Genomic DNA, 24,605 nt, shown 5'->3' with positions numbered 1-24,605 from the left:
CCTCCACAAATCCACTGGAAAGGGTCAACAAGGAGATCAAGCGAAGGGCAGACGTGATCGGCATATTCCCGAATAACGCTGCCGTCGTTCGTCTCGTCGGAGCACTCATGCTGGAGCAAAACGATGAGTGGGCGGTATCGCGCCGCTACATGACACTGGAAACCCTCGGCTCGGTGAGCCATAACCCTATTGTCAGCTTGCCAGCACTGGCAGCCTGACCTGAAGTCGATCCTGCCGTGGATCGACGGTTCCTACACCACCCCGAGGGACACGACCCGCCAGCCCTTCCGGCGTCCGGGAAACGTATCGCACGCGCTGCTGCTGGATATGGAGGCAGCAGGATTGGTTGCGACCGTGGACATCCTGCAACCGCATGTCGAATCATTGTAGCCTGATGATTTTCCTAGGAAGTCTGGCTGAACAACTGCAATCTCTCTGACTGCTCATATGGTTCCAGCGACAATATTTCGTCGCCACTTTTCACTCAGATCTGGTCCTGAATGTCCTTCAAGGTGAGGGACGAAAGTATCAGCCATATCGTCCGAAATCGCCAAGCCTCCAATATGGCGATATCGATCTGCCACATGCTAAATTCAGGAGTCGGCATGATTAGGGGATGAGGTGGGCCATGACGATCCATTCTTTTTCACAACTTGTGGGATCTACCATCGGATTTGATCCTTCGGTTGACGTCATCTCCTTCGATTCTGGCGAAAGAGCAAATTCCCTCACGATCGAGCAGGATGGCGCCGACGTCATCATCAAGATAGATGACCGCTGGATCCGTCTGTCGGTCCTGTCACTGGACCAGCTTTTCGCTTCGAATTTTCAGTTCTTCTACGACATTGTGAGCATTGGATCACCAGGGCAAGCTGCGCCTGTCGGCGGACCGGGGAACGATTATTTTGATATTCGCGGTGGCGGCCTCAACGGCATTTCGACAGGAGCAGGCGATGACAAAATCGTTGCGAATGCGGCGCTGAACCCGGATTTCTCGATCGACGGTGGCGAGGGAACAGCAGACCGTCTCATGCTTTATGGCCGCGCAGCCGCCATGATCGAGCTCAAGGCCGCATCGCTGCAAAGGGTCGAAGAGATAAGGGCAGGGGCCGGGACGACGGTAAGCCTGAAGCTCGATCTGTCCACTGTTTCACCCGATACAGGGTCGCTCCATATCGACACTTCCGGGCAGGCACAGGACGATTCTACCACGATCGATGGCGCTTTGGCTTCAGGACGGCTGCTGATCGACGCCGGCGCGGGACACGACCAACTTGTGGGCGGGAGCGGTGACGATCGCCTCGACGGCGGAGACGGTGTTGATATAATTTCAGGTGGGCTGGGCACCGACATCATCATCGGGGGCCTGGGCGGCGATACACTGACGGGCGGCGGCGGAGCAGATGTTTTTCGCTTTGGCCTTGGTCAACCGCGAAGCGACAGCGCGCCCAATCTTCCCGATATCATTGTCGATTTCGAGGGACGTGGGGGTGCCGGAGGGGATTTGCTGGACCTGCCGGCATTCAGTTCCGGTCTGCCGCTCACCTTCAACATCGCGCCTGTCGATTTTCAGTTTTCGTCCATCGGTACGTCCGGCACGCAACTTCCGACAGAACTTGTGGGCGACGGCTTTGTTGACGTAGTGTGGCGGTTCAATGCCAGCCAATCGCGCAATGAGATCTGGGTCGACGCCAATGACGATGGTCAGTTCGGTGAAGAGGATCTCCTCATCTATCTGCCGCTGACAAGCGGCTCCCAGGCATTGGCCATCACTGATTTCGTCGACAATTTCCCGGTCATCCGTCTGCGGTCGGATCCGCTGCAACTCGATGATTTCTCCGGCACCAATCAGGCTAACATCATATACGCGCTCGCAGGTGATGACGTCGTGAATGGCCTTGGCGGAAACGACCAGATTTATGGCGGAGAGGGCAACGACACGCTGGAAGGCGGAAGCGATCAGGATACGCTGCATGGCGAAGCGGGCGACGATGACCTCAAAGGCGGGGAGGGCAGCGACTATCTGATTGGAGGCGCCAATGAAGATACGCTCCATGGAGGCGATGATGCCGACACTCTCGTTGCAGGCCTGACGGCTTTCGGTGGTGGTGACGCGGCGACCGACATCAACAGCCTGTACGGGGAACGGGGCGATGACACGCTGTACGGCGCTGAGGGCAAGGATCAGCTCTTCGGTGGCGAGGAGCAGGATATGCTCCTGGGCTATGCGGGCGAAGATCGGCTCGACGGCGGCTCGGGTGATGACCAGCTCGACGGTGGCGAGGGCGACGATGAACTGACGGGGGGCACCGGTTCCGATCGGCTGCAGGGCGGCAGGGGGCAGGATATCCTCAGCGGAGGAGGGCAAGCTGACATAGTAGCTTTTGGATCCGGGGACTCGCTGTTTCCTGCCCCGGATCGGGTGATCGATTTCAATCCGGGAGAGGGGGATCGGATCGAGCTTAATGACGGCACCGGACTTGGACGCTTTTATGGCCGGCCGCTCGTTTTCATGGGCATGCTTCCAACCGGGTCGGTCTATGGCGAGGGGATGTTGCTGCCGGACCGGGGTCTCGATGACATTTTGACCCAGCTCTGGTGGGTGCGGGATGGTGGCCGCACGATGCTGCTTGCTGACCTCAATGCCAACTACCAGCTCGATAGCGCGGACTTCGTGGTCGAATTGAGCGGCACCTCGCCGGTTTCCCTGGCGAAAAGCGATTTCGTGCCCGGAAGCTTCCTCGTTCAGGTCGGGACACCGCTTGCCGATGGACCGAGCGATCTGCCCGGTTCGGCAGGGGACGACACGATCTATGCCGTTGGCGGCAATGACGTTGTGAGTGGCCTTGGCGGTAACGATCAGATCTACGGCGGGAATGACGACGACTGGCTTGACGGCGGCTCCGATCAGGACGCGCTCTATGGTGAGGCCGGAAACGACAGCCTGGATGGCGGAGACGGCGCCGACTATCTGATAGGCGGCGTTGGCAGTGATGCGCTCCATGGCGGTAATGACGCCGATAGCCTGGTCGCGGGTCTCTCTGCTTTGGGCGGTGGCGATGCGGCGACCGACGTCAACAGTCTGTTCGGAGAAGCCGGCAATGACACGCTGTACGGCGCTGAGGGCAGGGACCAGCTCTTCGGCGGCGAAGAGCAGGATATGCTTCTGGGCCATGGGGGCGAGGACAGTCTCGATGGCGGCGACGGTGACGACCAGTTGGATGGCGGCGAGGGGGATGACGAACTGACGGGTGGCGCCGGATCCGATCGGCTGCAGGGCGGCAGCGGGCAGGATATTCTTGCCGGAGGCACGGACGCCGACATATTGACATGGCAGAGCGGGGACTCCTTCTTCCCGGCGCCGGACCGGGTCATGGACCTTGACCCCGGCGAGGGTGATCGGATCGAACTTGAGGATGGCAGCGGTCTGGGCCGTTTCTACGGACGGCCGCTTGTGTTCATGGGCGTCCTTCCAATCGGGACGATCTATGGCGCCGGCATGGCGCTGCCCGATCTTGGCATGAGCGACATCCTGACGCAGCTCTGGTGGGTGCGCGATGGCGGGCGCACGATGCTGCTCGCTGACCTTAATGCCAACTATCAGCTCGACAGCGCGGACTTCGTGATCGAACTGAGCGGCACGTCGCCAATCTCCCTTTCCGCAAGCGATTTCGTGCCGAACAGTTTTCTCGTGCAGGTTGGTACGCGGGCCGCTGAAGGACCGAGCAATCTCCCTGGGTCCGCAAATGGCGACACCATCTATGCGTTGGCCGGCGATGACGTCGTGAGCGGGCTTGGCGGCAATGATCTGATCTATGGCGGGGATGAAAACGACAGGCTTGAAGGCGGCTCTGATCAGGACACGCTCTATGGTGAGGCGGGGAACGACAGCCTGGATGGCGGAGACGGCGTTGACAATCTGACCGGCGGCGTCGGCAGTGATGCGCTCCATGGCGGTAATGACGCCGATAGCCTGATCGCGGGTCTCTCCGCCTATGGCGGCGGCGATGCAGCGAACGACGTCAACAGCCTGTTCGGAGAAGCAGGCAACGACACGCTGTATGGCGCTGAGGGCAGGGACCAGCTCTTCGGCGGCGAGGAGCAGGATATGCTCCTGGGTCATGGGGGTGAGGACAGTCTCGATGGCGGCGACGGTGACGATCAGTTGGATGGCGGCGAGGGCGATGACGAACTGACGGGCGGCGCCGGCGCCGATCGACTGCAGGGCAGCAGCGGACAGGATATTCTTGCCGGAGGCACGGACGCCGACATATTCGCCTGGCGAAGCGGGGACTCATTCTTTCCCGCGCCGGACCGGGTCACGGACTTTAACCCCGGCGAGGGTGATCGGATCGAGCTTGAGGATGGTAGCGGTCTTGGCCGTTTCTACGGACGGCCGCTCGTCTTCATGGGCATGCTTCCAACCGGGACGATTTACGGCAATGGCATGGCGCTACCAGATCTTGGCATGGGCGACATCCTGACGCAGCTCTGGTGGGTGCGCGACGGCGGGCGCACGATACTGCTCGCCGACCTCAACGCCAACTATCAGCTCGACAGCGCGGACTTCGTTGTCGAACTGAGCGGCACGTCGCCTATTTCTCTCTCCGCGAGCGATTTTATGCCCGGCAGTTTTCTCGTGAAGGTGGGGTCGCCTGTCGCCGATGACCCGGGCAATCTGCCCGGATCAGCGAGTGACGACATCATTTATGCGCTGGCTGGCGATGATGTCGTAAACGGCCTTGGCGGTAACGACCAGATCTACGGTGGGGAGGGCAAGGACACACTGGCGGGCGGCTCGGATCAGGACACGCTTTATGGCGAGGCAGGCGATGACACTCTGAATGGCGAGGATGGAAGCGACTATCTCATAGGCGGCACCGGCAGCGACACCCTCCATGGCGGCAATGATGCCGATAGCCTCGTGGCCGGCCTTAACCCCTTTGGCGGCGGCGATGCAGCGACAGATGTTAACAGCCTCTATGGGGAATTCGGCAACGACACGCTCTATGGCGCAGAGGGCAGGGATCAGCTTTTGGGAGGGGCCGATGATGACAATCTGCTCGGCAATTCCGGTGATGACGTCCTCATGGGAGAAGATGGCGACGACCAGATGGACGGCGGCGAGGGCGATGACGCGCTGACGGGTGGTGCCGGCTCCGATCGGCTATATGGCGGGAGCGGGCAGGATATCCTGACGGGCGGCACCGAGGCTGACATATTTTCCTGGGCGGGCGGGAATTCGCTGCTTCCCGCACCGGATCGGGTCACGGACTTCAACCCTGGCGAGGGCGATCGGATCGAACTCAATGACGGCAGCGGCATCGGGCGGCTCGCTGGCAGGCCGATGGTTCTGATGGGCATGTTGCCCACAGGGACGGTTTATGGCGCGGGGATGACGTTACCGGACCGCGACATCGGCGACATTTTGACCCAGCTCTGGTGGGTGCGGACCGGCGGCAGCACGATCCTTATCGCCGACCTCAATGCCGATTATCAGCTCGACAGCTCTGACCTCGTCATCGAGTTCAGCGGGAGTTCGCCTGTTTCGCTTGCGGAAAGTGATTTTGCGAGCGGTAGCTTCAACGCACGTTTTGGCACGCGCAACGCCGATGGTGCTCTCCAGTTGCCTGGTACGCCGCAGGCCGACCTCCTTTATGCGCTGGCCGGCGATGACGTCGTTTCGGGCCTTGAAAGCTCCGACACCATTTATGGCGGGGCAGGCAGAGACTCTCTCAATGGCGATGAAGGCGACGATACGCTTTACGGTGAAATCGATGATGACGGGTTGAACGGCGGCGATGGCAACGACACCCTGGTCGGTGGCGAAGGCAGCGATACGCTCCATGGCGGAAATGACGCCGATAGCCTGTTTGCAGGTGCCTATGGCTGGAACGGGGCCGACGACACGCAGGCCGTCAACAGCCTCTATGGGGACTATGGCGACGACACGCTCTATGGGGCAGGGGGCACGGATAATCTCTATGGCGGCCTCGACCGGGATACGCTCTACGGCTCCGGAGGAAATGATGTCCTGAGCGGAGGAGATGGATCGGATATACTCTATGGCGGGGAGGGTGACGATTATCTGGCTGGTGGCACATTGTCCGATACGCTGGAAGGCGAGTCGGGAAACGACGTCGTCGAATATGCGGCAGAAGACCAGCTCGCTGATGGTGGCAGCGATGGTAATGGAGCAGATGACGATCTCCTGATCCTGGGGAACGGTGGCATCGTCAATCTTGCCAATGCGACAGACCAGGTCGATGGAGGCGGCATAGCGCGTAACTTCGAGAGCGTGGATGCTTCCTCGTCGGCCATGGCCGTCCTGCTCGGCGGTGACGGCCGGGCCAATCGCCTGACCGGTGGTTCGGGCAATGACCAGATCGCAGGCGAAGACGGGAACGATGTCCTGGCCGGCAGTAGCGGCGCCGACGAACTTTTGGGCGGCGACGGGGATGACCAGATACTTTATGACGGCGCAGATATGCTTGCGGCCGGCGGCATGGGGCAGGACCTGCTCATTCTGGCGGGGGCAGCACAGGTCGATCTTGCCGATCCTTTCGACCAGGTCGTGGGCGGGGGCGTGGCGAGCGGCTTTGAGCATGTCGATGCCAGTCTGGCCGCCGCGTCAGTGAGGATTGCAGGCGATGACGGTGCGAACCGGCTGTCAGGCGGCCAGGTTGCCGACATGATCGCTGGCGGCGACGGCGATGACCTTCTCGCAGGCAATGGCGGCGATGACCGTCTGGATGGCGGGGGCGGGGACGACAGGCTTGAAGGCGGAGCGGGCTCTGATCTTGTTCTGCTCTCTGGCAACCGCGCGGACTATAAGTTCCAGCTCCTCACCGATGCCGCCGGGCGTAGCTTCGTACGGGCGACGGATCTGCGCGGCGCAGGTTTTGACGGCATCGACCGCCTCTATGATGTCGAACATGTCCAGTTCGCGGATGGCACGGTTTCGATCAACGCCCTGATCGTGCCGCCCAACGTGATCAACGGCACTGATGATCCGAACATCCTTTACGGAACAGCTCAGAACGACATCATTAACGGCTTTGGCGGCGCCGATATCCTCAGGGGTGAGGCAGGTGACGACATCGTCGATGCTGGTGACGGCGATGATTATATCGACGGCGGTACGGGCGATGACATGCTGCTTGGCGGCGCTGGTGATGACATTCTTTCAGATGAGCTTGGTACTGATACCCTTGATGGCGGAGAGGGGCTCGATACGGTTTACCTTAGCTTTTATAACCTTTCCTTTGGTGTAAGCTTTGCAATCGGCAGCGACCAGACCGTCGATACGGCCGGAGGTCAAAAGACCTTGATCAGTATCGAAGCCGCGATGGTCCAGGGAACCAGCTTTGATGATATCCTGAGCGGCGGAGACATTCGAGACTTGCTCTATGGCGACAATGGCAATGATATTTTGCGGGGTGATGGCGGAAACGATTATCTAAACGGTCAACATGGAGATGATACAATAGACGGTGGTGCTGGAATTGACCGGACCGACATAAGCTTCGCGAATAGAAGCGCGGGAATTACATTCACTTTCACAGGAAATCAGGTTGTATCGAATACCGTAACCGGTGCGGATACGCTGATCGATATGGAAGAGGCCGATATATTCGGAACTTATTACGATGACGTAATTACGGGATCGGGATGGGACGACTATATCGCAGGCAATGGCGGTAGCGACATCCTCGACGGCGGTGCCGGGAATGACCGTCTCGACAATTCATCGCCATCTGCTGCAGGGACCTGGCTTATTGGGGGAGCAGGCGATGATGAACTGTGGGGCGAAGGCACCCACACGACCGCTGTTCTGACCGGCGCAAGATCAGATTATAGTCTGGTATTGCGGACCAATGGATCCGTCCTCGTTTCGGACCTGCGCGCAGGCAATTTTGATGGTACGGACACGCTCTACGGCATTTCCCACCTGAGCTTTGCGGGCACCGTCATGACCATGGCGGACGCGCTCCTGCCCGTTAATTCTCCGCCCACCGATATCACTCTGTCAGGTGCGGTCGTGGCGGAAAACGCGTTGAATGGTACATCGATCGGAACCCTGCTCGGTATAGATCCAGATGCAAACGAGCGTTTCACCTATATACTGGTCGATGATGCTGGCGGTCGTTTTTCGATATTGGGCGATCAGCTGGTCGTTGCCGACGGCACGCTGCTCGATTTCGAAACGGCCTCAAGCCACGACATCGTCGTCCGCGTGACAGATAGCGCGAGCCAGAATTTCGAGAAGGGGATCGCCATCGCTGTCGCGAACGTCAACGAAGCACCGACCCTGGTTCACCCGGCCGTCGATCAGGCGTCCGACGAGGACAGCTTCTGGCAGTTCCAGCTTCCCTCCGACATGTTTTCAGACGTCGACGGCGATAGCCTCAGCCTTGTTGCAACGCTTGGAAATGGTGATCCGCTACCAGCCTGGCTAAACTTTGACGCAAGTGCCGGACGGTTTTTCGGGACGCCGCCGCTCAATTTCAATGGCGCTATCGAAGTGAGGCTTGTCGCGAGCGATGGGGCCCTCTTGGCAAGCGACAGTTTCACTCTGACAATCAGTCCGGTCAATGATGCGCCCTTCGATCTTGTCATGGCAGGAGGGAGCGTCGCAGAAAATAGCCCCAATGGAACGCTCGTAGGATCATTTGCAGGAAGCGATCCCGATTCGGGCGAGGTTCTGCACTATAGTCTGGTCGATGATGCAGGCGGCCGGTTCGTGATCGATGCGGCAAGCGGCGAACTCAGGGTTGCCGACGGCAGTCTGCTCGATTTTGAGGCGGCAGCGTCCCACAATATCATCGTTCGCATCACGGATGCTGCTTTTGCGACCTATGACGAGGCGTTCGTCATCACGATCACCGATGTCCCCGAGACGACACGGATCTACACCGGAACGGGGTCGGCCAACACGTTTGTGGCGCCAACCGCGGAGGATTGGATAGTCTATGGTCTTGGCGGAAATGACAGGCTGACGACGCTGGGCGGCAGGGACGTGGTGTCCGGTGGAGCCGGGAATGACATCATTGCAACCGGCGCCAATGACGATATTGTGACTTTCCAGGGAACAGCCGAAGGTTTTGATGCGATCGACGGCGGTGCCGGCTATGATCGGATAGTGGCACTATCGAATGACACGATCATCGGACTGTCCTCTATAGCCGGCGTCGAGGAGATCTCGGCTAACGGATTTGCCAATGTCCGTATAAGGGGCAGCACCGCCAGCAACATCATTGACCTGTCCGGTATCTCGTTGGTTGATATCGGTTCGATCGACGGCGATGCCGGCAATGACATCATCACCGGCAGCACGGCCGGCGATACGCTGATTGGTGGCTCCGGCAACGACCAACTCGCAGGCGGCGAGGGAGATGACATATTCCTCGTTGGAGTGACTGCGGGAACGGATCAATTTTCTGGTGGAGCTGGCTACGACCGGGTTGTGGCCACCGCCGACGGGGCGGCAATCGCGATCGCGGCGATCAGCGGCATCGAGGAAATCTCGGGCGGCGGTTTTGCCAATGTCAGAATATCGGGTGGCAACACCAACGACGTCTTTGATTTTTCCACGATGCTGCTTTCCGGCATCGCGCTGATCGACGGCGGAAGTGGAAATGACCGGATCGCAGGTAGCATCGGTGACGACGTCATCGCAGGCGGCGGTGGGAACGACGATCTGTCGGGTGGCGATGGCAATGATCTCTTCCTCCTGGGTACCGGTGCGGGGAGTGACCTCATCAACGGCGGCAATGGTTTCGATACGATCCGTGCGACGGCTGCCAATGTTTCGATCGGCTGGAGCGGCCTTGCCAATATCGAAGCGATCGATGGGAATGGATATGCCAATGTGCGATTGATAGGTAGCTCTGCCGCTGATGTGATCAACCTCACCGCTATCCTGGTCAATGATATTGCGTCTGTTGATGGAGGGGCTGGCAACGACCAGATCACAGGGACCACAGGCGCCGATACAATCATCGGCGGATCGGGTAGTGACAGTCTTTCCGGCGGCGACGGGGATGATCTGGTCCTCATCGGGGTTGGTGCAGGCACAGATGCCATAGATGGCGGTGCCGGAATGGACAGGATCCGCGCAAGTGCCGCGAATGTGACGATCGGGCTGAGCGCACTGGCCGGTATCGAGGTCATCGACAGCGGCGGTTTTGGCAATGTTAGGATAGCAGGCACGGCGCTGGCGGATGTGCTGGATCTGGCGGCGGTGACGCTCACCGGCATTGCCGCGATTGATGGTGCAGGGGGTAATGACACTATCTCGGGAACAGTGGACGCCGACACGATCATAGGCGGCGCGGGCAACGACATTCTGTCCGGCGGCGCAGGCGACGACATTTTCCTGATCGGAACAGGTGCGGGCACGGACGTGATCGATGGAGGCAATGGCTTCGACATCATCCGGGCGAGCGCAGCCAATGCCACCATCGCATGGGGTGCGATCAGGGGCATCGAGCGTATCGAGAATGGCGGCTTTTCCAATGCGAGGATCGTTGGCACGGTGGGCGCCGACACCATCGATGTTCAAGGGTTACAGGTTGCCGGCACAACTGTTGATGGCGGCGCGGGAAGCGACACGATCATTGGAACGTCAGACGCTGACACGATCATCGGCGGAACGGGCAATGACAGCCTTGCCGGCGGAGATGGCGATGATCTGTTCCTGATCGACAGGGGCGCGGGCGCAGATGCAGTGGATGGTGGCGCGGGTGTGGACAGGATCCTCGCAACTGCCGCGAACGTGACGATCGGACTGAGCGGGCTGGCCGGTATCGAGGTCATCGACAGCGGCGGTTTTGGCAATGTCAGGGTAGCAGGCACGGCGCTGGGCGATGTGCTGAATCTGGCAACGGTGACGCTCACCGGTATCGCCGCGATCGATGGTGCAGGGGGCAATGACACTATCTCGGGAACAGTGGACGCTGACACGATCATAGGCGGCGCCGGCAACGATACCCTCTCCGGCGACGCTGGCGACGACATTTTTCTTGTTGCAGCAGGTGCGGGTACGGACGTTATCGATGGCGGCATTGGCTTCGACATCATCCGGGCGAGCGCAGCCAATGCCACCATCGCGTGGGGCGCGATCAGCGGCGTCGAGCGTATCGACAATGGCGGCTTTTCCAATGTGAGGATCGTGGGCACGACGGGATCCGATACCATCGATGTTCAAGGGCTGCAGGTTTCCGGTACAGCTATCGATGGCGGCGCGGGAAGCGACACGATCATTGGAACGTCAGACGCTGACACGATCATCGGCGGAACGGGCAATGATAGCCTGTCTGGCGGTGATGGCGACGATCTGTTCCTGATAGGTGGCGGTGCTGGCACCGACATCATCAATGGGGGAAGCGGCGCTGATATCATACGGGCGACAGCAGCGAACACCAGCATTGTCTGGGGAGCCATCACCGTAGTGGAAGGGATCGAGGCTGGCGGCTTTGCCAATGTCCGGATCATCGGCACGGCGGCTGATGACATGATCGACCTCGAGAGTGTTGTACTGACCGGTATCGCTGCAATCGATGGTGGCGCGGGCAGTGACACGGTGGTCGGATCGGGTCAGTCTGACCTGCTGATAGGCGGCGCCGGGAATGACAACATCGGGGGCGGAGCAGGGGCAGACATATTCGATTATAATGCAGTCAGCGATAGTAGGCCAGGCGCACTCGCCGACAGAATCCTTGATTTCGAACAGGGATATGACCGGATCGATCTCTCGACCATCGACGCAAACGCCCTTCTGGCCGGAGATCAGGCGTTCGTCATGATCGGAAGCGCAGCCTTCTCGGGAAATCGGGGCGAAGTGCGCATCGATTATACCAGTCCCGGCGTCTCCCGCATCCTTGTGGATCTGGACGGGAACAGAGTCGCGGACATGGAGATACAGGTGCTTGGAAGCAGCGTGCTGGCGATCTCGGACCTAATCCTTTGAAATGGGGCCGCCTGTCAGGGGCGGGCGTGGTTTTCCGATTGGAACGCCTGATGGCATCTTGGGAAATCGGATCTGATCGCTATGATATGAGGAGCGTAACATGTCGCCCGCGCCGCTTGAGCCGTCGCGATCACGAGACGGTGATGGGTATACTCTCCGGACTATGTTGGACCGAAGATCAGGCATCCATCCAGCGAGTGCATATGAATGAGCAAGTCATTATATGGGAACGCGATGGTGTAGATCCGGGCTGGTTAATTGCTTCGGGGATCGGTTCTGTGCGCAGCAGTGCGAGCTACCGCCCAGGCGGGTGGTGGTTTCTGCCCGACTGGCTTCCTGACAGTGAAGAATTCGATGTCGGCCCATTCCGCACCAAAGCTCTGGCAATCGAGCAAGCAGAAACACTCGCGGGCAAGCAACGTCGCGATGTCTAAATTCTCAGCTTATGGCCATAAGGAACGGCCATCTGGTCACGCTTACTACCCAGGAGGCTCGTATCGCTTTCTCACGGCTGCAAGATATTCCAGGTCAGGCGGCAGCTCAGGTGCGCCCTGACCGCTCTTTCTCCAAAAGCCGCTCGATTTCATTGGTAATCAGGTCCGATGGCGCAGCGTATCCATCAAAGCGTGCGTAGACAGGCTCGAGGAGCTTTTTGACCGCGGAGGCGAGATTGCCCGCTATCTCGGCAATCTCGAGCGTGACGGTGCTGGTGATTTCATCGGCGCGCGCGCCATTGACCGGGGCCCAGGAAGCGGCTGGTGGGCCTTGACCATGTTGCCAGCTCGCGGCCCGCGATGCCGGTGTAGCGCAGGCGTATATCTACGCTGCGGACCTCATTGTGCCAGTCACTGGCAAGGCGCATGGCGTGGAGCAGCACCTCGGCGGTTCGCCAAATTGGAAGGACGAGGTCGAATATGGTGCCGGGAGAGAGAACAGCGGTGCCGTCTTCGTCCAACCCCCGCTTGAGAAATGCCTGACCTGCCGACGATATGCGCCAGAAGTCGCTATGCGCCGGATCCTTCACGGGACCATTTTCCGGGATGCCGAGCCAGCATTCCAATACGCCGTCCTGGCTATAAGGTTTGATCTTTCCGCGGGTCGGCGCCCAGAAGGGCGGCCAGCCCGTTTCGCCTTCCGCCGCGTTACGCACAATTGGCAGCAATGCCCGCAGGGCTATTGGTCGTGCTTCGTTAAGGCTATGATCGTACGTGATGCTGCCGTCGGGTTGTCGTGCGGCATCGCCCGGGTCGAGTGGTGCCACAAGGTCTTGCCAGCGCCGCGCGGCCGCCTGGACGAAACTCGACCGGCCAGGATCGTCTTCCAGAGGCGCCAAAAGACCCAGCACCAGAAGAATATCGAAAGCCTTGTCCATGCGCAGCCGCGTGTTACCTCGCTCGAAGGCAACAATGGTCGGCGCGCTGACGCCAGCAAGGGCAGCCAGGTCTCGCTGTGTGAGCTGTTCCGCCTTGCGTCGTCGTACCGCCTCGTCAACGAGGGCACGCCAGTTGAGCACATATGTGAGGGCGCTTGGAAGAAGCAGGACGGCGCCCGTTTGTATAGCCGCATGGTCATTGCGCAGCGTGGTACAAAAAATGTCCCCGCAAAGAGAGGCCGGGCCAGAAGAAAAATCGCCAAAAGACGTTTCCTCGGGTCGCAAAAATCGCGTTAGCGTAGCGCCGGGCCGGGATCATACCACGGTAGGGGTATGCTCTGAAGGTGATCGCCGTTGCGATGTCGAGAACCCTCCGATCGGCCGCACGGGGTGACGCATGAAGCAAGCAAACAGAGCAAGGCAGCCCCGATGAGCTTCCGACTGCCACGCCAGGCAGAACCGGGAAATTGCACCCCGCTGTTCCGGCAAATGTCCTGCTTTGTCATATTGCGCCCGGGTCGCGTCGTGGTCATAGGCAGAACCACGGACGAGACAATGAACGCAATCATCCTGCGGGTAATCGAGCGTGCCCCTCAGTGGCTTCGGCACGACCTTGAAACAAAGGATGCCTGCGCGCGTGCCCGCGCCGAAGAGACCCTGGCGGCGATGATCAGCGATGCACTTGCAGGAGGATATGGGGTGACCAAAGACATTCAGGGCTAAAGGGTCAAACGCCTTCCCAGGGCGGCTGTGATGAAGCGGTTTATCTCGACCACAAGAACCTGGTCGGCGCGAAGAATCGGTCGCGAGCGCGCAAGGCGGCTGCGCGCCCGGCGGAGCAGGGAGAGGATGTTGCTGTCGATCATGAGGATTTCCTTCGAGCGTGAGGAGGGCAGGCCTTGATCCGAGACGATCCCCTGCACCTCTCTTTCCGCTCCCCCTTTTCTTTCCGGATTGGCCTGCGCGCAGCGCAGCGCCCGCTCAGCCGGTCAAACTCCTGGCACGGGAGCCGACGACCACTCGCAATGCGGGACCGGACCTGCGCGCTGCGGAATGGCAGGTCTTTTGGCCATCTGTTGATACAGACCGGCCATGTCACCTGAAGCCCTGAGCGCTCAAAGGCTTTATGGCGACGTGCGCCGGGCGATCATGACCGGCGCATTCAGGCCTGGTGAACCCCTTGTGACGAGCCATATCGCCGAACAGTTCGGAACGAGCGTGTCACCCGTGCGCGACGTGCTGCATCGCCTGTCCGGCGAAGAGCTGGTCGAGGCGCAGGAATTGGGCGGCTTCACCGTGCCATCCCTCGATCCCGTCCGCATCGGGCATCTTTACAGATGGCAGGCCGAGATCACCTATCTGGTGACAAGGAGTGCGCCCAATCTTTCAGACATAAGCGACGCCCATATCGAGGCGATTGATCCTTGTGAGGGCTCGGGCCAGCTGACGCCTGTCCAGCTTGCTTATGCCAGCGGCCGCCTGTTTATGGCGCTGGTAAGCCTGTCGGACAATCCTGAACATGTCTCGGCGCTGACGCGGCTCGACGCGCGCATACATCTTGTTCGATGCCATGAAGCGGTGCTCGGGCGCTGTCATGGCGAACTCCTCTCGCTCCGGGAGCATCTCCGCTCGGGCAACAGGCATAGGGCACGGACAGGCTTGTGGCATTATCACCGGCGACGCCTGTTGAACGTGAGCAGGATTTTTGCAGCGCTCGCGGCTGCGGGTTACGCCAGGCAAGAAACAGACATGCCTTGAACCCGGGTGGTTTTCGCTTCTGCAGGTTGCCCGGCTGCCCGAGGCACAGCATATATGCCGCCGATCTGGCCGCGTATATCGTTCCTGCCGATGCCCATCGCACCTAGACTTTTAGGTGCCGCCACAAGGCGGCATCATGATGGAGGTGAATATGGAGAAGCATAACGAAGAGCTCATCGACCTGGGTGAGATCGCTGCCGAGACCAAGGGCCCCGCGCTTGGCCAGGGCGATGTCATCGGCCTGCAGCTGCAGACCGGTCTCACCGACGACTGATGAGAGGGGCCCCAGCGCGGCAAAAGCGCGCTGGTGCCCCGACGAGGGGATCTCGCCATGGCTTACGTCCTGCGTGAAGGCATCAGCTTCTGCGTTGCAGGAGAGCGTCACTTCTTCCTCGACCTCATCGCCGATCGATATTTCGCGCTGGGGGCGGGCGACGAGCGGCTTTTCTCGCGGCTGACGGCCATGGATCCGCAGGCGCGAACGGCATTACCACTCTCCCCTGCGCTCGCGCGGCTTCTGTACGAACGTCAGGATGGGAATCTGGCGCCGTTCATGTGCGATGCCGCGCCCATGGCGGGCATGGAAGATCATGAGCATGCCCGGCCGGCATCGATACTCGTGCTGCGTGCTGCGCTTTCTTTCACCGTCATAAAGCTGATGCTGCGGCAGCGCACGCCAGGCCAGATCCTCAAACAGCTTGGTCGCACCAAGCCGCCGCTCGAGATCAAGCACGCCGACGGGGAGGCGCTTGTCCATCTGGCTGCGGCGTTCGAGCGCGTGCGCGCCTGGGCAAGGGAGGATCAGTGCCTGCCGCTGTCTCTTGCCTATGCGCGCCTCGCCTATGCCATGGGATATCGGGTCGACATCGTCCTGGGCATCGCGCCGCGCCCCTTTGGCGCCCATTGCTGGGTGCAGAGCGGAGGGCGGGTACTCAACGATCGTCTGGCGCGTGTACTGAATTTCACGCCGATTTACGCCCAGTGATTGCAGGGAATTTTCTCGCCCTTGTTGGGCCTGGACAGGGGGAGGGGCTTGATCGGCTGCTGGCGCGGTCAGGGCAGTTGTTCCCGCAACTTGAGTGCATCCATGCGAGCCCGCGCTGCTTGATCCTGGCTGATGGGGTGCTGCCGCGCGCGTTCCTGGGCGAGGGTAGGGGCGTGATCCTGGGCCGGCTGCACGGACCCGATGAGGGTGCGTGCAGTCCAGGAGAAATTCGTGGCAAGACCCATGCCTTTCCCGACTGGCATGTCGTGACGCGCGATAACTGGGGCGATTATATCGTCATCGACGAGGGCAACGGTTCCGGCAGTCTCCATGTTGCGCGAAGCGCCATGGGGCAATTGCCCTGCTATCATGTCCGCGATGGGGGAATGGTGATCCTCTCCAACGCGGCGCGCATGATCGAGGCGCTGGGCATTGCGCTTCCTATCGACCGGCAGGCGTTGCTCCATCATCTGCTGAGCAACGTGTCGCGCAAGGCGGCCACCTGCCTGTCGGGCCTTGAGGAATTGGAAGCAGGCTATCACCTGACGGTGAACGACGGCGATCCGATATCGCTGCCTTTCTGGAACCCCTGGCGCTATGCGGGAAGGGACGGGCAGATAAGGGACATGGCCCTCGCGCCTGCGCTGGTGCGCGAGAGGGTGATCGATGCCACGCGAAAAAGCGCGCGGGACCATGCCCATATTCTGCTCGGTCTCTCAGGGGGCCTCGATTCCTCGATTCTCGCCTCAAGCCTGGCGGCAGCGGGCATCGAGTTCAGCTGCTTTACGCTCGTGACCCCCGATGGATCGGGAGACGAGCGCCGCTATGCGCGCCTCGTGGCGCAGCATTTTGGAAGGCCGCTCCATGAGGTTGAGGAGCGGCCAGGCGATATCGATATTCGGCGTAGCGCCGCGTCCCATCTGCCAAGGCCGGTCGCGCGCTGCTTCGCCCAGTCGGATGACCGCATACAGAGACAGCTTGCAAGGGAACTTGGCGCCGATGCCTTCATGAGCGGGGGAGGGGGAGACAATATCTTCTATTATGTCCACTCGATCCGGCCAGACGGCCGCAACTGGTCGCCTGCCGCTGGGCAGCTTTTCGCTGCGCCATTTAGGAGAAAATATTTCCTTATGGGCCAGTCCGATCGTCAGAGTTTGCGCTGCCGCGTCGGCAAGATCGGCGTCGTCCATGACGATCATTGGAGATTTGCCACCTTTTCATTTTCTCTAATCTCGGATTATCGCGCATGTGATATGCGAGATAATCCTTCCTTTTCGCATAAGAGCGAGTGTATTATCGCGTATCTGAGATGCGGGATAATTCTATGACCATTCATCTGGTTGGCGAGACGATCGATGCCAAGCGTGCGCACCAACGTGCGCAGGCGGGCGAACTGGTCCAACTCATGCGGGGCATCTACATCGAAAAGGATACGGATGCCGACGCCGCTGTTCTCAACCATGCCGTCCGCATAGCGCATTATCTCTATCCCAAGGCCTACCTCTCGTCGGCGAGCGCGGCGCTGCTGGTGCCCACACCGGACGGACGGCTGTTCATCAGCGGGCGTCGCAATCAGCGGACCAGGATACGTAGCCTGGAGATCGTTCAGAACGAGGCGCCGCCGCATCCCTCGACAGCCATGGCGGTGGTCGGCGATGACCTGGGCGAATTGCGGGTCGATGTCTCTTCGCCAAGACAGCGTTTCCTCGAAGCCTTTCGCATGCGCAGCGAACATGGCAGCGCGATCACGGTAGAGATGCGCGTGCAGATGGCCGCGCGTCTCGTCGAAGAGCATGGCGCGCCCAAGAAGGCCGCTGATGCGGTCTGGGCGCTGGCGCGCGAGAATGGCTGGTATCGTGAAGGCGAAGGTGCCGAACGCTTCCTTCTAGCGCAACCAGGAACAGCCAAGGCACCCGCGAACAAGGCCGCACTCGACCTGCTCATCGCCTGGCATGGCGAACCGCTCGGGCGCCTGATCCATGATGGTTTTGAATGGCGCTGGAAGCCAGGGAAGCGCTCAGGGCCGGCTTTGGTTCGCGAGACGACTCCGGGCAAACTCCCGGCCTTCGTCGAATCGCTTCTGCCCGAAGGTTGGTTGGCCAAGGTGCTGCATGAGCGCGACGAGCGCGAGGCGCTCAAGCGTGGGCGGCGCTATATGTCCAATATCACCGTGGTGGAGGCTCGAGATGAGCTGGCCGCCCTCCCGGCGGATATCTTGACGATGAGATTGGACGGCTTCGTCGAGGCCGGTCGCTTCAGCGGCCGCTACAAGGGGCCGGCGCGCGGCGCGATTGAGGAAAGTTTCGAGCAGAATCTCGCGCGGATCTTTGCCCGCGCCGAGACGCCGCGCCTCTCGGGCGTCCAGATCAAGGCGCCGATGCACCTCGCAGCCGACGGTGCTCTCCTGCCGGCCATTGACCTGCCATTCACCCATATCCTGAAGCCTGCCGGGACGGCGGGGTTCGAGATGCTGCCGATCGTCGAGTGGCTCTGCCTGGCGCTGGGCCGCGCAGCCGGCTTTGATGTGCCCGATATCGCACTGACCCCGATGCCGGACGGCATGTCGCCCGCCCTCATCGTCGAACGTTTCGATATTCGTCGTGGCGCGGGCGATCAGCGCCGGCTCGCGCTGGAGGATTTCTGTTCGGTCCTCGATCTGCCGGCATCGGCGAAATATGACGGCACGATCGAACGCATGGCACGCGGGCTGCGGCCGCTCTCAACAGATCCCGCCGCCGACCTCGACATTCTGTTTCGCCGCGCGGTGTTCGCCTGGCTAATCGCTGACGGAGATATGCATCTCAAAAATCTCGCACTCCTCAAGATCGTCGAGCCCGAGGCAAAGGTCTTCACGTCGGTTCGGTTCGCGCCCCTTTATGATGCGGTCACGACGAGGGTCTTCCCAAGCCTGGGCGGCGACCGGATGGCGCTCAAGCTCAACGGCAAGGATGATCGGCTGGCGCGCCGAGATTTCATGGCGCTGGCGCGCACTATAGGCTTACCTCGAAACGACGCAGAGAGGGCCATCGCCGGGCTGATCGACCGCCTGACAAAAGCCGTGGAGTTCGTCAGGCTGCCGGGCTTCGCATTGGAACCCGAGGCTGCTGCCACTGTTCAAGGCCAAGTGCTGGCGCTTGCCGGTGAGCGCTGCGCTGCGCTCGCTGGCAATGCAGATTAGATTATGGCTGTAGCTGAATATGCGGTCCGATGAGATCCTCGGCGCTCATATCTGACCCGAGAAGGAGACGCAGATATTCTGGCAGGTCTGCGGCGCGGCTGACCGAATGCGAGGCGATACAGGGTCAGGCTGCTCTTGAGCCACTCTAGGCGGCGCACCCCGCTTCGACAAATGCCCCTATGTCCTGCCAAACCCAGAAACTGCCAAACCCTTCGTGACGATCAAGCACGCTTGGGCCACGGCAAGGAATGAGGCGAACTTGCCGGAGCTGCGCCTCCACGACCTGCGCCATGCTCATGCAACGTTTCTTGCGGCGTCCGGCGTGGAACTCCTCACGATCGGCCGCCAATTGGTGCACCGGGATTACAAATCCACGCTCCGTTACGCAAAGACAACCCATGACACCATGCTGGCCGCCGTTGAGGCCGGTGCCCGTAAGACGGGAAGCGCAGCCCATGGCAATTGAGGAAGGTCAGAAGAAATTGCCTGTCCGGCCTGTGGCTCTCAGTATAGGGTGAAATGGTATCGCCTGCCGTTGAGAGGGCCATTCAAGGTGCAGTGCAAGCGATGCCCTTCGATCTTGCTCTGGAGCAAAGGATGGAAGGACTATGAGGAGGTGACCCTTCTCACCTGCCTCGATCGCTTCCCTCCGCTCATGTGCATCATGAGTGGGGGGAAGCATCAATATTTTTTCGATCATGCATGGTCGCAAACTCTGGCTCCGACCTTATCTGCCAAGAGGCCCCAAGCCCTTGGAATGCCGATGCTTGCCAAAACTGCGTTTGCGCCATTGCAGGAGCGCCGACTTGTGATGTAGCATGGCCACCCCGATCCGCCCTCGGCGCACTTGTTCAGCGGGCTTGTGAGGCGCCCCGCCGGAATCACCACCTCCAACCGGGCGCAGCGCCCGCCAAACATTCACAAAACTGGTGATCAGCGCAGCCACGCCCATCAGCAGCGATCCGTCGATATTCATCATTGCCGACTCCTTCCTACGTGATATGTTCGCCGTATGTTCTCATGTAGGAAAGGTGATTCTGCGATGAGCGTCGAAATTCAGCCCATTCCCGAAAGCGTCCGCCTGCGCGTACGTGGGGATGTCGAAACAACATTGGTCGTCCCCTATGAGGATGATGACCGGTTTCTCGTCTGCCTGAGTGATGGCACGCTGCTGCAAGGGCTATATGATGATGGCCTTGCGTGCCGTTGGGAAATCATCCGTGACGGTGCGGGGCTGGTAAAGGCGAGGGGGCAATCAATCATCATCGATGGGCCGGTCGAATGGGTGACTGTCTCGACCTACGACGCTAATATGGTCGAGCCGCCTCTACCTCCTGCATTGCCGCTGTTTCCCGATCTGGATCGGTGGGCAGCCTGAATAGCTAGCGTCAACTTGTGCCAACTCGGGATCGTGTAGATGGACATACCCCAACGGCGGTATGACGCTACGTCAGGATGATGATATGTGAGTCCGTGCGACCCGAGGGATTGTCTTGTTTTGATGATTTCTCGACTGACCCCGTCAGCGATAGCGGGGTCGTTTTTACTTGGTGGCCGTCGGCCATAATTTCGGTAGTTATACGCCAGCATTTGTGCTTTTTAATAAGCAGATGCGTCTCCATGTCCCCCGACGCATTCGGCCCTGCCTTTGAGGCGGGGTCTTATTGTTCTAGGGGTACCGGGCTTCGTTAATGGGTGACGACGCGAAAGGCGACGATATCGCCGTCATGGGCGCGATCATCCCATCGCAAATCCGACGCCCGAAAGCAGTGCTCCTCGCGCTTCTCGACCGGCTCCGTTCTTAGCTGGATGTACACCATGGTTTCTGGGGCGACCGGCATCTTCCCGCCTTGCCACTGCTGCCATTAACTTTGCATGTCCCACCTGGCCGTTCATCACTTCGTCCCAATCCTCCGCCGGGGGTCGGAAAAATAATCGAGAATGTGTAAACCAACAATTACCCGAAATAGCCTGCGCACAATGAGGGCGTGATATTTGTCACATCCGGACGCTGAAACGGGCGCTCTGCTGAGGGTTTGTTTACTCACATGTTGAGGCTTATGAGCATGCCGAAAAGCGTAGCGTTGCAACTCGCCATGGCTACTACCAAAGCCCATTCGGATTCGCCTACGGCGAAAGCCGCACGCGAGCCGCAAACAATTTGTGCCAGCGACATCATACGGATTCCATGCCAAGCCATAGTGCGCCTAAAAATCAGAACAGTCAGCGCGAGATTCAAAATTCCGGCGATCGACAAAAGTGTAAACTGCTGAAGTTCCACGTTGACCTCCACTCAGCTCCGATATCGCTCGAGGCAGAGAAACACGATCGGCATCTATAGCTACAGGTGGATTCCGACAAGAAAAGAGTGAACTTGCTGTTAGTATCGGTTTTCTGGAACTTGGGCGCCCTGCGTCAGCGATCGTTCTTTAACAGCGTCTCTCGTCAAGAGGGCATCGAGCTCAAAGCAAGAGCCATCGCATTATCGCCACCGGGCGCGTCGTTCTTTCCGAGGTCGGCAAGCCGCCTCACCATGGGCTTCGTCGGTGCGATGCCTCAGCGTTACCCGCGCGGTCCAGGCCACAACGATCGCTACGAGGTCACCGGCCCCATCGTCCCGGCCGGACGAACCGCTCAGTCGAGCGGAACTCGATATCCTGTTATCACGCCTCGACCGGCGTGCCCCATTCGAACTCGGTGCCATCAACCCAGATGCAGTGCAGGATGACCGCGATCTTTCGCGCGACCGCTACCCGTGCCTTCTTCGATCCGACTCGCTTAGTGAGGCGCACGCCCCAGTCTTTGAGCGCCGACCAGCGGGAGATCCGCCCAACCAGCACAGACGCCGCCTCGAACAGGTAGGTTCGCGCCAAGCCGTCGCCGAGCTTCGATATTCGACCAGACCAGTCCATCTCGCCGGATTGATGCCGCCTCAGTGTCAGGCCAAGATAGGCGCCGACATCAGCGGAATGCTTAAAGCGGAGGGGATCATCGATCGCGCTGATGAACGCCAAAGCCGTGAGACTGCCGACACCAGAAACAGTCATCATGCGCCGCGCCGTTTCGTGATGCCGAGCCATTGCGAGCAGCGCGCGGTCATAGGCGCGGATCTGCACGACCATCGTGCGGGCCACTTCTAACAATGGCCGGCACATTGACGCGAGCTTCTCATCGGCATCGCACGCGGCAGTCGCCTTGGCGATGAACCCGCGACCTGCCGTGCTCCCAAGCATGGTCCCCGTCGTCTTCATGATATTGCGAGCCTGGTTTGTCAGATCCCGCCGCATATCGATGAGACGCTTGCGGGCGAGGAGCAGCGACCGGATACGGTGGGCATCGACCGATTTCGCGTGGGCTGGCTTGAACCAGCCGACTCTCATCAGCTCAGCGAGGCCCCGGGCGTCATTGCGATCGGTCTTGTTGATGCGCATCGACAGCGCGCGGTGCGCGTGTCGTGCTTCCATATGCACGACCGGCAAACCCTGCGCTTTCAGCTCCCGGCATAGCCAACTGCTCGATCCGCCTGCCTCAAGCCCGATGCGCTCAGCGTCTCGCGCGTGTTGCGCGACAGCGCGCCCGATCGCGACGGGGTCGGTCCTGACTTTGAATTCGCGCAATATGGCGCCAGCCGCATCGACAACACAAACACTCGTTTCATCAACGGAAACGTCCAATCCGACGAACTGCATGTCACCCTCCATCACGTTTGAGGGCTCGATAGTATCGACTCGATCGAAACAGCGCCGCCCGCTGTTACCCCATGTCGCCCAAAGGGGCGAGACAGCATCGCTGGCTCGATGCAGCGCAGCGGTACAGAGCGCGCTCCTCCCCCAAGGGGAGACGCCAAGCCTGACATCGCTCCAACATCATAACTTTACACATTCAAAATAACGTAGAAAGAAAATGGAGAAATGTTTACACGTGCGCCAGACATGCTAAGGATTAGACGGTTTCTTTACTCAAGGCGATCGACTTGCTCCGACCCAGCTACGCCCTGCCCGATCTGCCGCCCCCCGAAGCGATCGAAACAGCTGCGGTTCTCAAGGCGCTAACCCGTGCCCATCGCTATCTGGCCGAACTGAAAGGCCGGGCCGGGACAATTCCCAACCAAGGAATCTTAATCGACACTCTTTCGCTTCAGGAAGCGAAGGCCAGCTCCGAAATCGAGAATATCGTAACCACCCAGGATGAGATATTCCAGGTCAACGCCTTTCCTGAAAATCCGGGGCCACCTGCGGCAAAGGAAGTGGCTCGCTATCGCGACGCGCTTCACCACGGTTTCAATGAGCAGCGCCGACTAGGCGGACTGTTAACCAACAACATGATCATCGCCATGTTTCGTATCCTCAAGGGAACTGACGGCGGTTTCCGCGAACCCCCCGGAACGGCGCTCAAGAATGAGGGGGCAGGCGCAGTGGTCTATGTCCCCCCACAGGATGCCAACGCGCTGCGTGATCTGATGAGCGCGCTGGAGCGCTTCATCCATGTCGAAGATTCCGAAAGTGACCTCGATCCGCTCACCCGCATGGCCATCATCCACCACCAGTTCGAAAGCATCCACCCATTCCCTGATGGCAACGGACGGCTGGGCCGGATCATCAATGTGCTATTTCTGACTCGGTGTGGCCTACTGGACATTCCAATCCTCTATCTCAGCCGGTTCATCACGCGAAACAAGGCAGACTATTACAAGCTGTTGCAAGCCGTGCGCGACACAGGCGAATGGGAGCCTTGGCTGCTCTACATATTGCGCGGCGTGGAAGAAACGGCGATCGAAACTCTGCGCGTAGTTGAAGGCATCCGCACGCTCATGGCGGATACCAAGAGGCGGCTGCGGGAGGAACATCCGAAGCTATATTCACAAGACCTCCTAAATAACCTTTTCCGTCATCCATATACCCGGATCGAGTTCGTCCAGCAGGACCTGAACGTGTCGCGCCCCACTGCGACCAAGTATCTTGCTGAACTGGCGGAAAGTGGAATGCTTCTCAAGCATCGTGCTGGAAGAAATAACTACTACATTAACCAGCCTCTCATTGAGCTATTTGTGGAACGCGAAGCCGCAAAATGATAACAGATTACCATTCCAAATATCTGGCAACGGACCTTGTCAGAAGAAGGTCGTCCGACAGCAGCGAAAAGCTTGCCGTTGCGGTGGCGGGTGCCCAGGTGGATATGAATCCACATCAGGTAGATGCTGCACTATTTGCATTCGCGTCGCCCCTTTCCAAAGGGGCGTTACTTGCCGATGAAGTTGGATTGGGTAAGACGATCTAAGGTAAGCGCCGACGGAACGAGGCCTTGTTGCCGGCACTGGAATAGGAAAGCTCGCGGCCTTTGA

At 59.7% G+C, this 24,605-nt stretch carries 20 protein-coding genes and 1 pseudogene; 15 read left to right on the top strand and 6 right to left on the bottom strand.

Annotated elements, in window-relative coordinates:
- The 4 genes and pseudogenes from DM806_RS03040 to DM806_RS26955 all read left to right on the top strand — a co-directional run.
- Positions 1–218, top strand: a 218-nt coding sequence (locus tag DM806_RS03040; protein WP_179041787.1) for a transposase, incomplete at its 5' end; no start/stop codon positions are given.
- Between the two features lie 398 nt (positions 219–616).
- Positions 617–4,261, top strand: a pseudogene (locus DM806_RS27755) (calcium-binding protein); the annotation flags it as partial.
- Between the two features lie 147 nt (positions 4,262–4,408).
- A complete protein-coding gene (locus tag DM806_RS03035; RefSeq protein ID WP_256869078.1) occupies positions 4,409–11,971 on the top strand; it encodes a cadherin domain-containing protein in 7,563 nt (2,520 codons plus the stop codon).
- A 50-nt stretch (positions 11,972–12,021) separates the two neighbouring features.
- Entirely contained in the window at positions 12,022–12,405 is a 384-nt protein-coding gene (locus DM806_RS26955) for a hypothetical protein (protein WP_218647336.1), read from the top strand.
- 281 nt (positions 12,406–12,686) lie between these two features.
- Here the strand turns inward: DM806_RS26955 and DM806_RS03025 are convergent, their stop codons facing one another.
- Positions 12,687–13,484, bottom strand: a complete 798-nt coding sequence (locus tag DM806_RS03025) for a helix-turn-helix domain-containing protein (RefSeq protein ID WP_179041785.1) — start codon at positions 13,482–13,484, stop codon at positions 12,687–12,689.
- Positions 13,485–13,898: 414 nt separating this feature from the next.
- Here DM806_RS03025 and DM806_RS03020 point away from each other — a divergent pair, with 414 nt between their 5' ends.
- Positions 13,899–14,066 carry a DUF6771 family protein gene (locus tag DM806_RS03020; RefSeq protein ID WP_179041784.1) on the top strand — a complete coding sequence of 56 codons (168 nt, stop codon included), beginning with the start codon at positions 13,899–13,901 and terminating at the stop codon, positions 14,064–14,066.
- Here DM806_RS03020 and DM806_RS03015 read toward each other — a convergent pair.
- Positions 14,063–14,209 carry a hypothetical protein gene (locus DM806_RS03015; protein WP_179041783.1) on the bottom strand — a complete coding sequence of 49 codons (147 nt, stop codon included), beginning with the start codon at positions 14,207–14,209 and terminating at the stop codon, positions 14,063–14,065. The genes DM806_RS03020 and DM806_RS03015 overlap by 4 nt on opposite strands.
- Before the next feature lie 226 nt (positions 14,210–14,435).
- Between DM806_RS03015 and DM806_RS03010 the strand changes: the two genes are divergently transcribed.
- The 7 genes from DM806_RS03010 to DM806_RS27750 all read left to right on the top strand — a co-directional run bounded on the left by DM806_RS03010 (position 14,436) and on the right by DM806_RS27750 (position 20,081).
- A complete protein-coding gene (locus DM806_RS03010) occupies positions 14,436–15,101 on the top strand; it encodes a GntR family transcriptional regulator (RefSeq protein ID WP_179041782.1) in 666 nt (221 codons plus the stop codon).
- 136 nt (positions 15,102–15,237) lie between these two features.
- Entirely contained in the window at positions 15,238–15,375 is a 138-nt protein-coding gene (locus tag DM806_RS03005; RefSeq protein WP_179041781.1) for a benenodin family lasso peptide, read from the top strand.
- Positions 15,376–15,432: 57 nt separating this feature from the next.
- Positions 15,433–16,086, top strand: a complete 654-nt coding sequence (locus DM806_RS03000; protein ID WP_179041780.1) for a lasso peptide biosynthesis B2 protein — start codon at positions 15,433–15,435, stop codon at positions 16,084–16,086.
- Entirely contained in the window at positions 16,005–17,414 is a 1,410-nt protein-coding gene (locus tag DM806_RS26950; protein WP_218647335.1) for an asparagine synthase-related protein, read from the top strand. Before DM806_RS03000 ends, DM806_RS26950 begins: the two co-directional genes overlap by 82 nt.
- Positions 17,411–19,264: a HipA domain-containing protein gene (locus DM806_RS02990; protein WP_179041778.1), complete on the top strand. Its 1,854-nt coding sequence runs from the start codon at positions 17,411–17,413 to the stop codon at positions 19,262–19,264. Before DM806_RS26950 ends, DM806_RS02990 begins: the two co-directional genes overlap by 4 nt.
- Positions 19,265–19,478: 214 nt before the next feature.
- A complete protein-coding gene (locus tag DM806_RS02985) occupies positions 19,479–19,730 on the top strand; it encodes a tyrosine-type recombinase/integrase (RefSeq protein WP_179041777.1) in 252 nt (83 codons plus the stop codon).
- A gap of 15 nt (positions 19,731–19,745) precedes the next feature.
- Positions 19,746–20,081 (top strand): MJ0042-type zinc finger domain-containing protein, encoded by a 336-nt coding sequence (locus DM806_RS27750; protein WP_372859207.1) that lies wholly within the window; start codon positions 19,746–19,748, stop codon positions 20,079–20,081.
- On the opposite strand, the gene DM806_RS02975 is transcribed toward DM806_RS27750, so the two are convergent.
- Positions 19,992–20,243 (bottom strand): hypothetical protein, encoded by a 252-nt coding sequence (locus DM806_RS02975; protein ID WP_179041770.1) that lies wholly within the window; start codon positions 20,241–20,243, stop codon positions 19,992–19,994. The genes DM806_RS27750 and DM806_RS02975 overlap by 90 nt on opposite strands.
- A gap of 63 nt (positions 20,244–20,306) precedes the next feature.
- Here DM806_RS02975 and DM806_RS02970 point away from each other — a divergent pair, with 63 nt between their 5' ends.
- Positions 20,307–20,642: a hypothetical protein gene (locus tag DM806_RS02970; protein WP_179041775.1), complete on the top strand. Its 336-nt coding sequence runs from the start codon at positions 20,307–20,309 to the stop codon at positions 20,640–20,642.
- A gap of 310 nt (positions 20,643–20,952) precedes the next feature.
- On the opposite strand, the gene DM806_RS02965 is transcribed toward DM806_RS02970, so the two are convergent.
- The 3 genes from DM806_RS02965 to DM806_RS02955 form a co-directional block, all read right to left on the bottom strand.
- Positions 20,953–21,105, bottom strand: a complete 153-nt coding sequence (locus tag DM806_RS02965) for a hypothetical protein (protein ID WP_179041774.1) — start codon at positions 21,103–21,105, stop codon at positions 20,953–20,955.
- Between the two features lie 203 nt (positions 21,106–21,308).
- A complete protein-coding gene (locus tag DM806_RS02960; RefSeq protein ID WP_179041773.1) occupies positions 21,309–21,545 on the bottom strand; it encodes a hypothetical protein in 237 nt (78 codons plus the stop codon).
- Between the two features lie 382 nt (positions 21,546–21,927).
- Positions 21,928–22,953 (bottom strand): IS110 family transposase, encoded by a 1,026-nt coding sequence (locus tag DM806_RS02955; RefSeq protein WP_179041772.1) that lies wholly within the window; start codon positions 22,951–22,953, stop codon positions 21,928–21,930.
- A 284-nt stretch (positions 22,954–23,237) separates the two neighbouring features.
- On the opposite strand from DM806_RS02955, the gene DM806_RS02950 reads away from it, so the two are divergent.
- The gene (locus DM806_RS02950; protein WP_179041771.1) at positions 23,238–24,335 is read left to right on the top strand and encodes a Fic family protein; all 1,098 of its coding nucleotides are present in this window, start codon (positions 23,238–23,240) and stop codon (positions 24,333–24,335) included.
- Positions 24,332–24,541, top strand: a complete 210-nt coding sequence (locus DM806_RS02945; RefSeq protein ID WP_218647334.1) for a hypothetical protein — start codon at positions 24,332–24,334, stop codon at positions 24,539–24,541. Before DM806_RS02950 ends, DM806_RS02945 begins: the two co-directional genes overlap by 4 nt.
- Positions 24,542–24,605 lie beyond the last annotated feature (64 nt).

Origin of the sequence: Sphingobium lactosutens, from assembly GCF_013393185.1 — a bacterium.
Taxonomy (GTDB): Bacteria; Pseudomonadota; Alphaproteobacteria; order Sphingomonadales; family Sphingomonadaceae; genus Sphingobium; species Sphingobium lactosutens_A.
This window is presented reverse-complemented; position numbering and strand designations above follow the sequence as displayed.

Excerpts from the sequence above, each read along its gene's own strand:
- DM806_RS03035 (WP_256869078.1), top strand. The coding sequence starts at position 4,409 with ATGGGCATGCTTCCAACCGGGACGATTTACGGCAATGGCATGGCGCTA.
- DM806_RS26955 (WP_218647336.1), top strand. The coding sequence starts at position 12,022 with ATGGCATCTTGGGAAATCGGATCTGATCGCTATGATATGAGGAGCGTA.
- DM806_RS03020 (WP_179041784.1), top strand. The coding sequence starts at position 13,899 with ATGAACGCAATCATCCTGCGGGTAATCGAGCGTGCCCCTCAGTGGCTT.
- DM806_RS03015 (WP_179041783.1), bottom strand. The coding sequence starts at position 14,209 with ATGATCGACAGCAACATCCTCTCCCTGCTCCGCCGGGCGCGCAGCCGC.
- DM806_RS03010 (WP_179041782.1), top strand. The coding sequence starts at position 14,436 with ATGTCACCTGAAGCCCTGAGCGCTCAAAGGCTTTATGGCGACGTGCGC.
- DM806_RS03005 (WP_179041781.1), top strand. The coding sequence starts at position 15,238 with ATGATGGAGGTGAATATGGAGAAGCATAACGAAGAGCTCATCGACCTG.
- DM806_RS03000 (WP_179041780.1), top strand. The coding sequence starts at position 15,433 with ATGGCTTACGTCCTGCGTGAAGGCATCAGCTTCTGCGTTGCAGGAGAG.
- DM806_RS02990 (WP_179041778.1), top strand. The coding sequence starts at position 17,411 with ATGACCATTCATCTGGTTGGCGAGACGATCGATGCCAAGCGTGCGCAC.
- DM806_RS02975 (WP_179041770.1), bottom strand. The coding sequence starts at position 20,243 with ATGATGAATATCGACGGATCGCTGCTGATGGGCGTGGCTGCGCTGATC.
- DM806_RS02970 (WP_179041775.1), top strand. The coding sequence starts at position 20,307 with ATGAGCGTCGAAATTCAGCCCATTCCCGAAAGCGTCCGCCTGCGCGTA.
- DM806_RS02965 (WP_179041774.1), bottom strand. The coding sequence starts at position 21,105 with ATGCCGGTCGCCCCAGAAACCATGGTGTACATCCAGCTAAGAACGGAG.
- DM806_RS02955 (WP_179041772.1), bottom strand. The coding sequence starts at position 22,953 with ATGCAGTTCGTCGGATTGGACGTTTCCGTTGATGAAACGAGTGTTTGT.
- DM806_RS02945 (WP_218647334.1), top strand. The coding sequence starts at position 24,332 with ATGATAACAGATTACCATTCCAAATATCTGGCAACGGACCTTGTCAGA.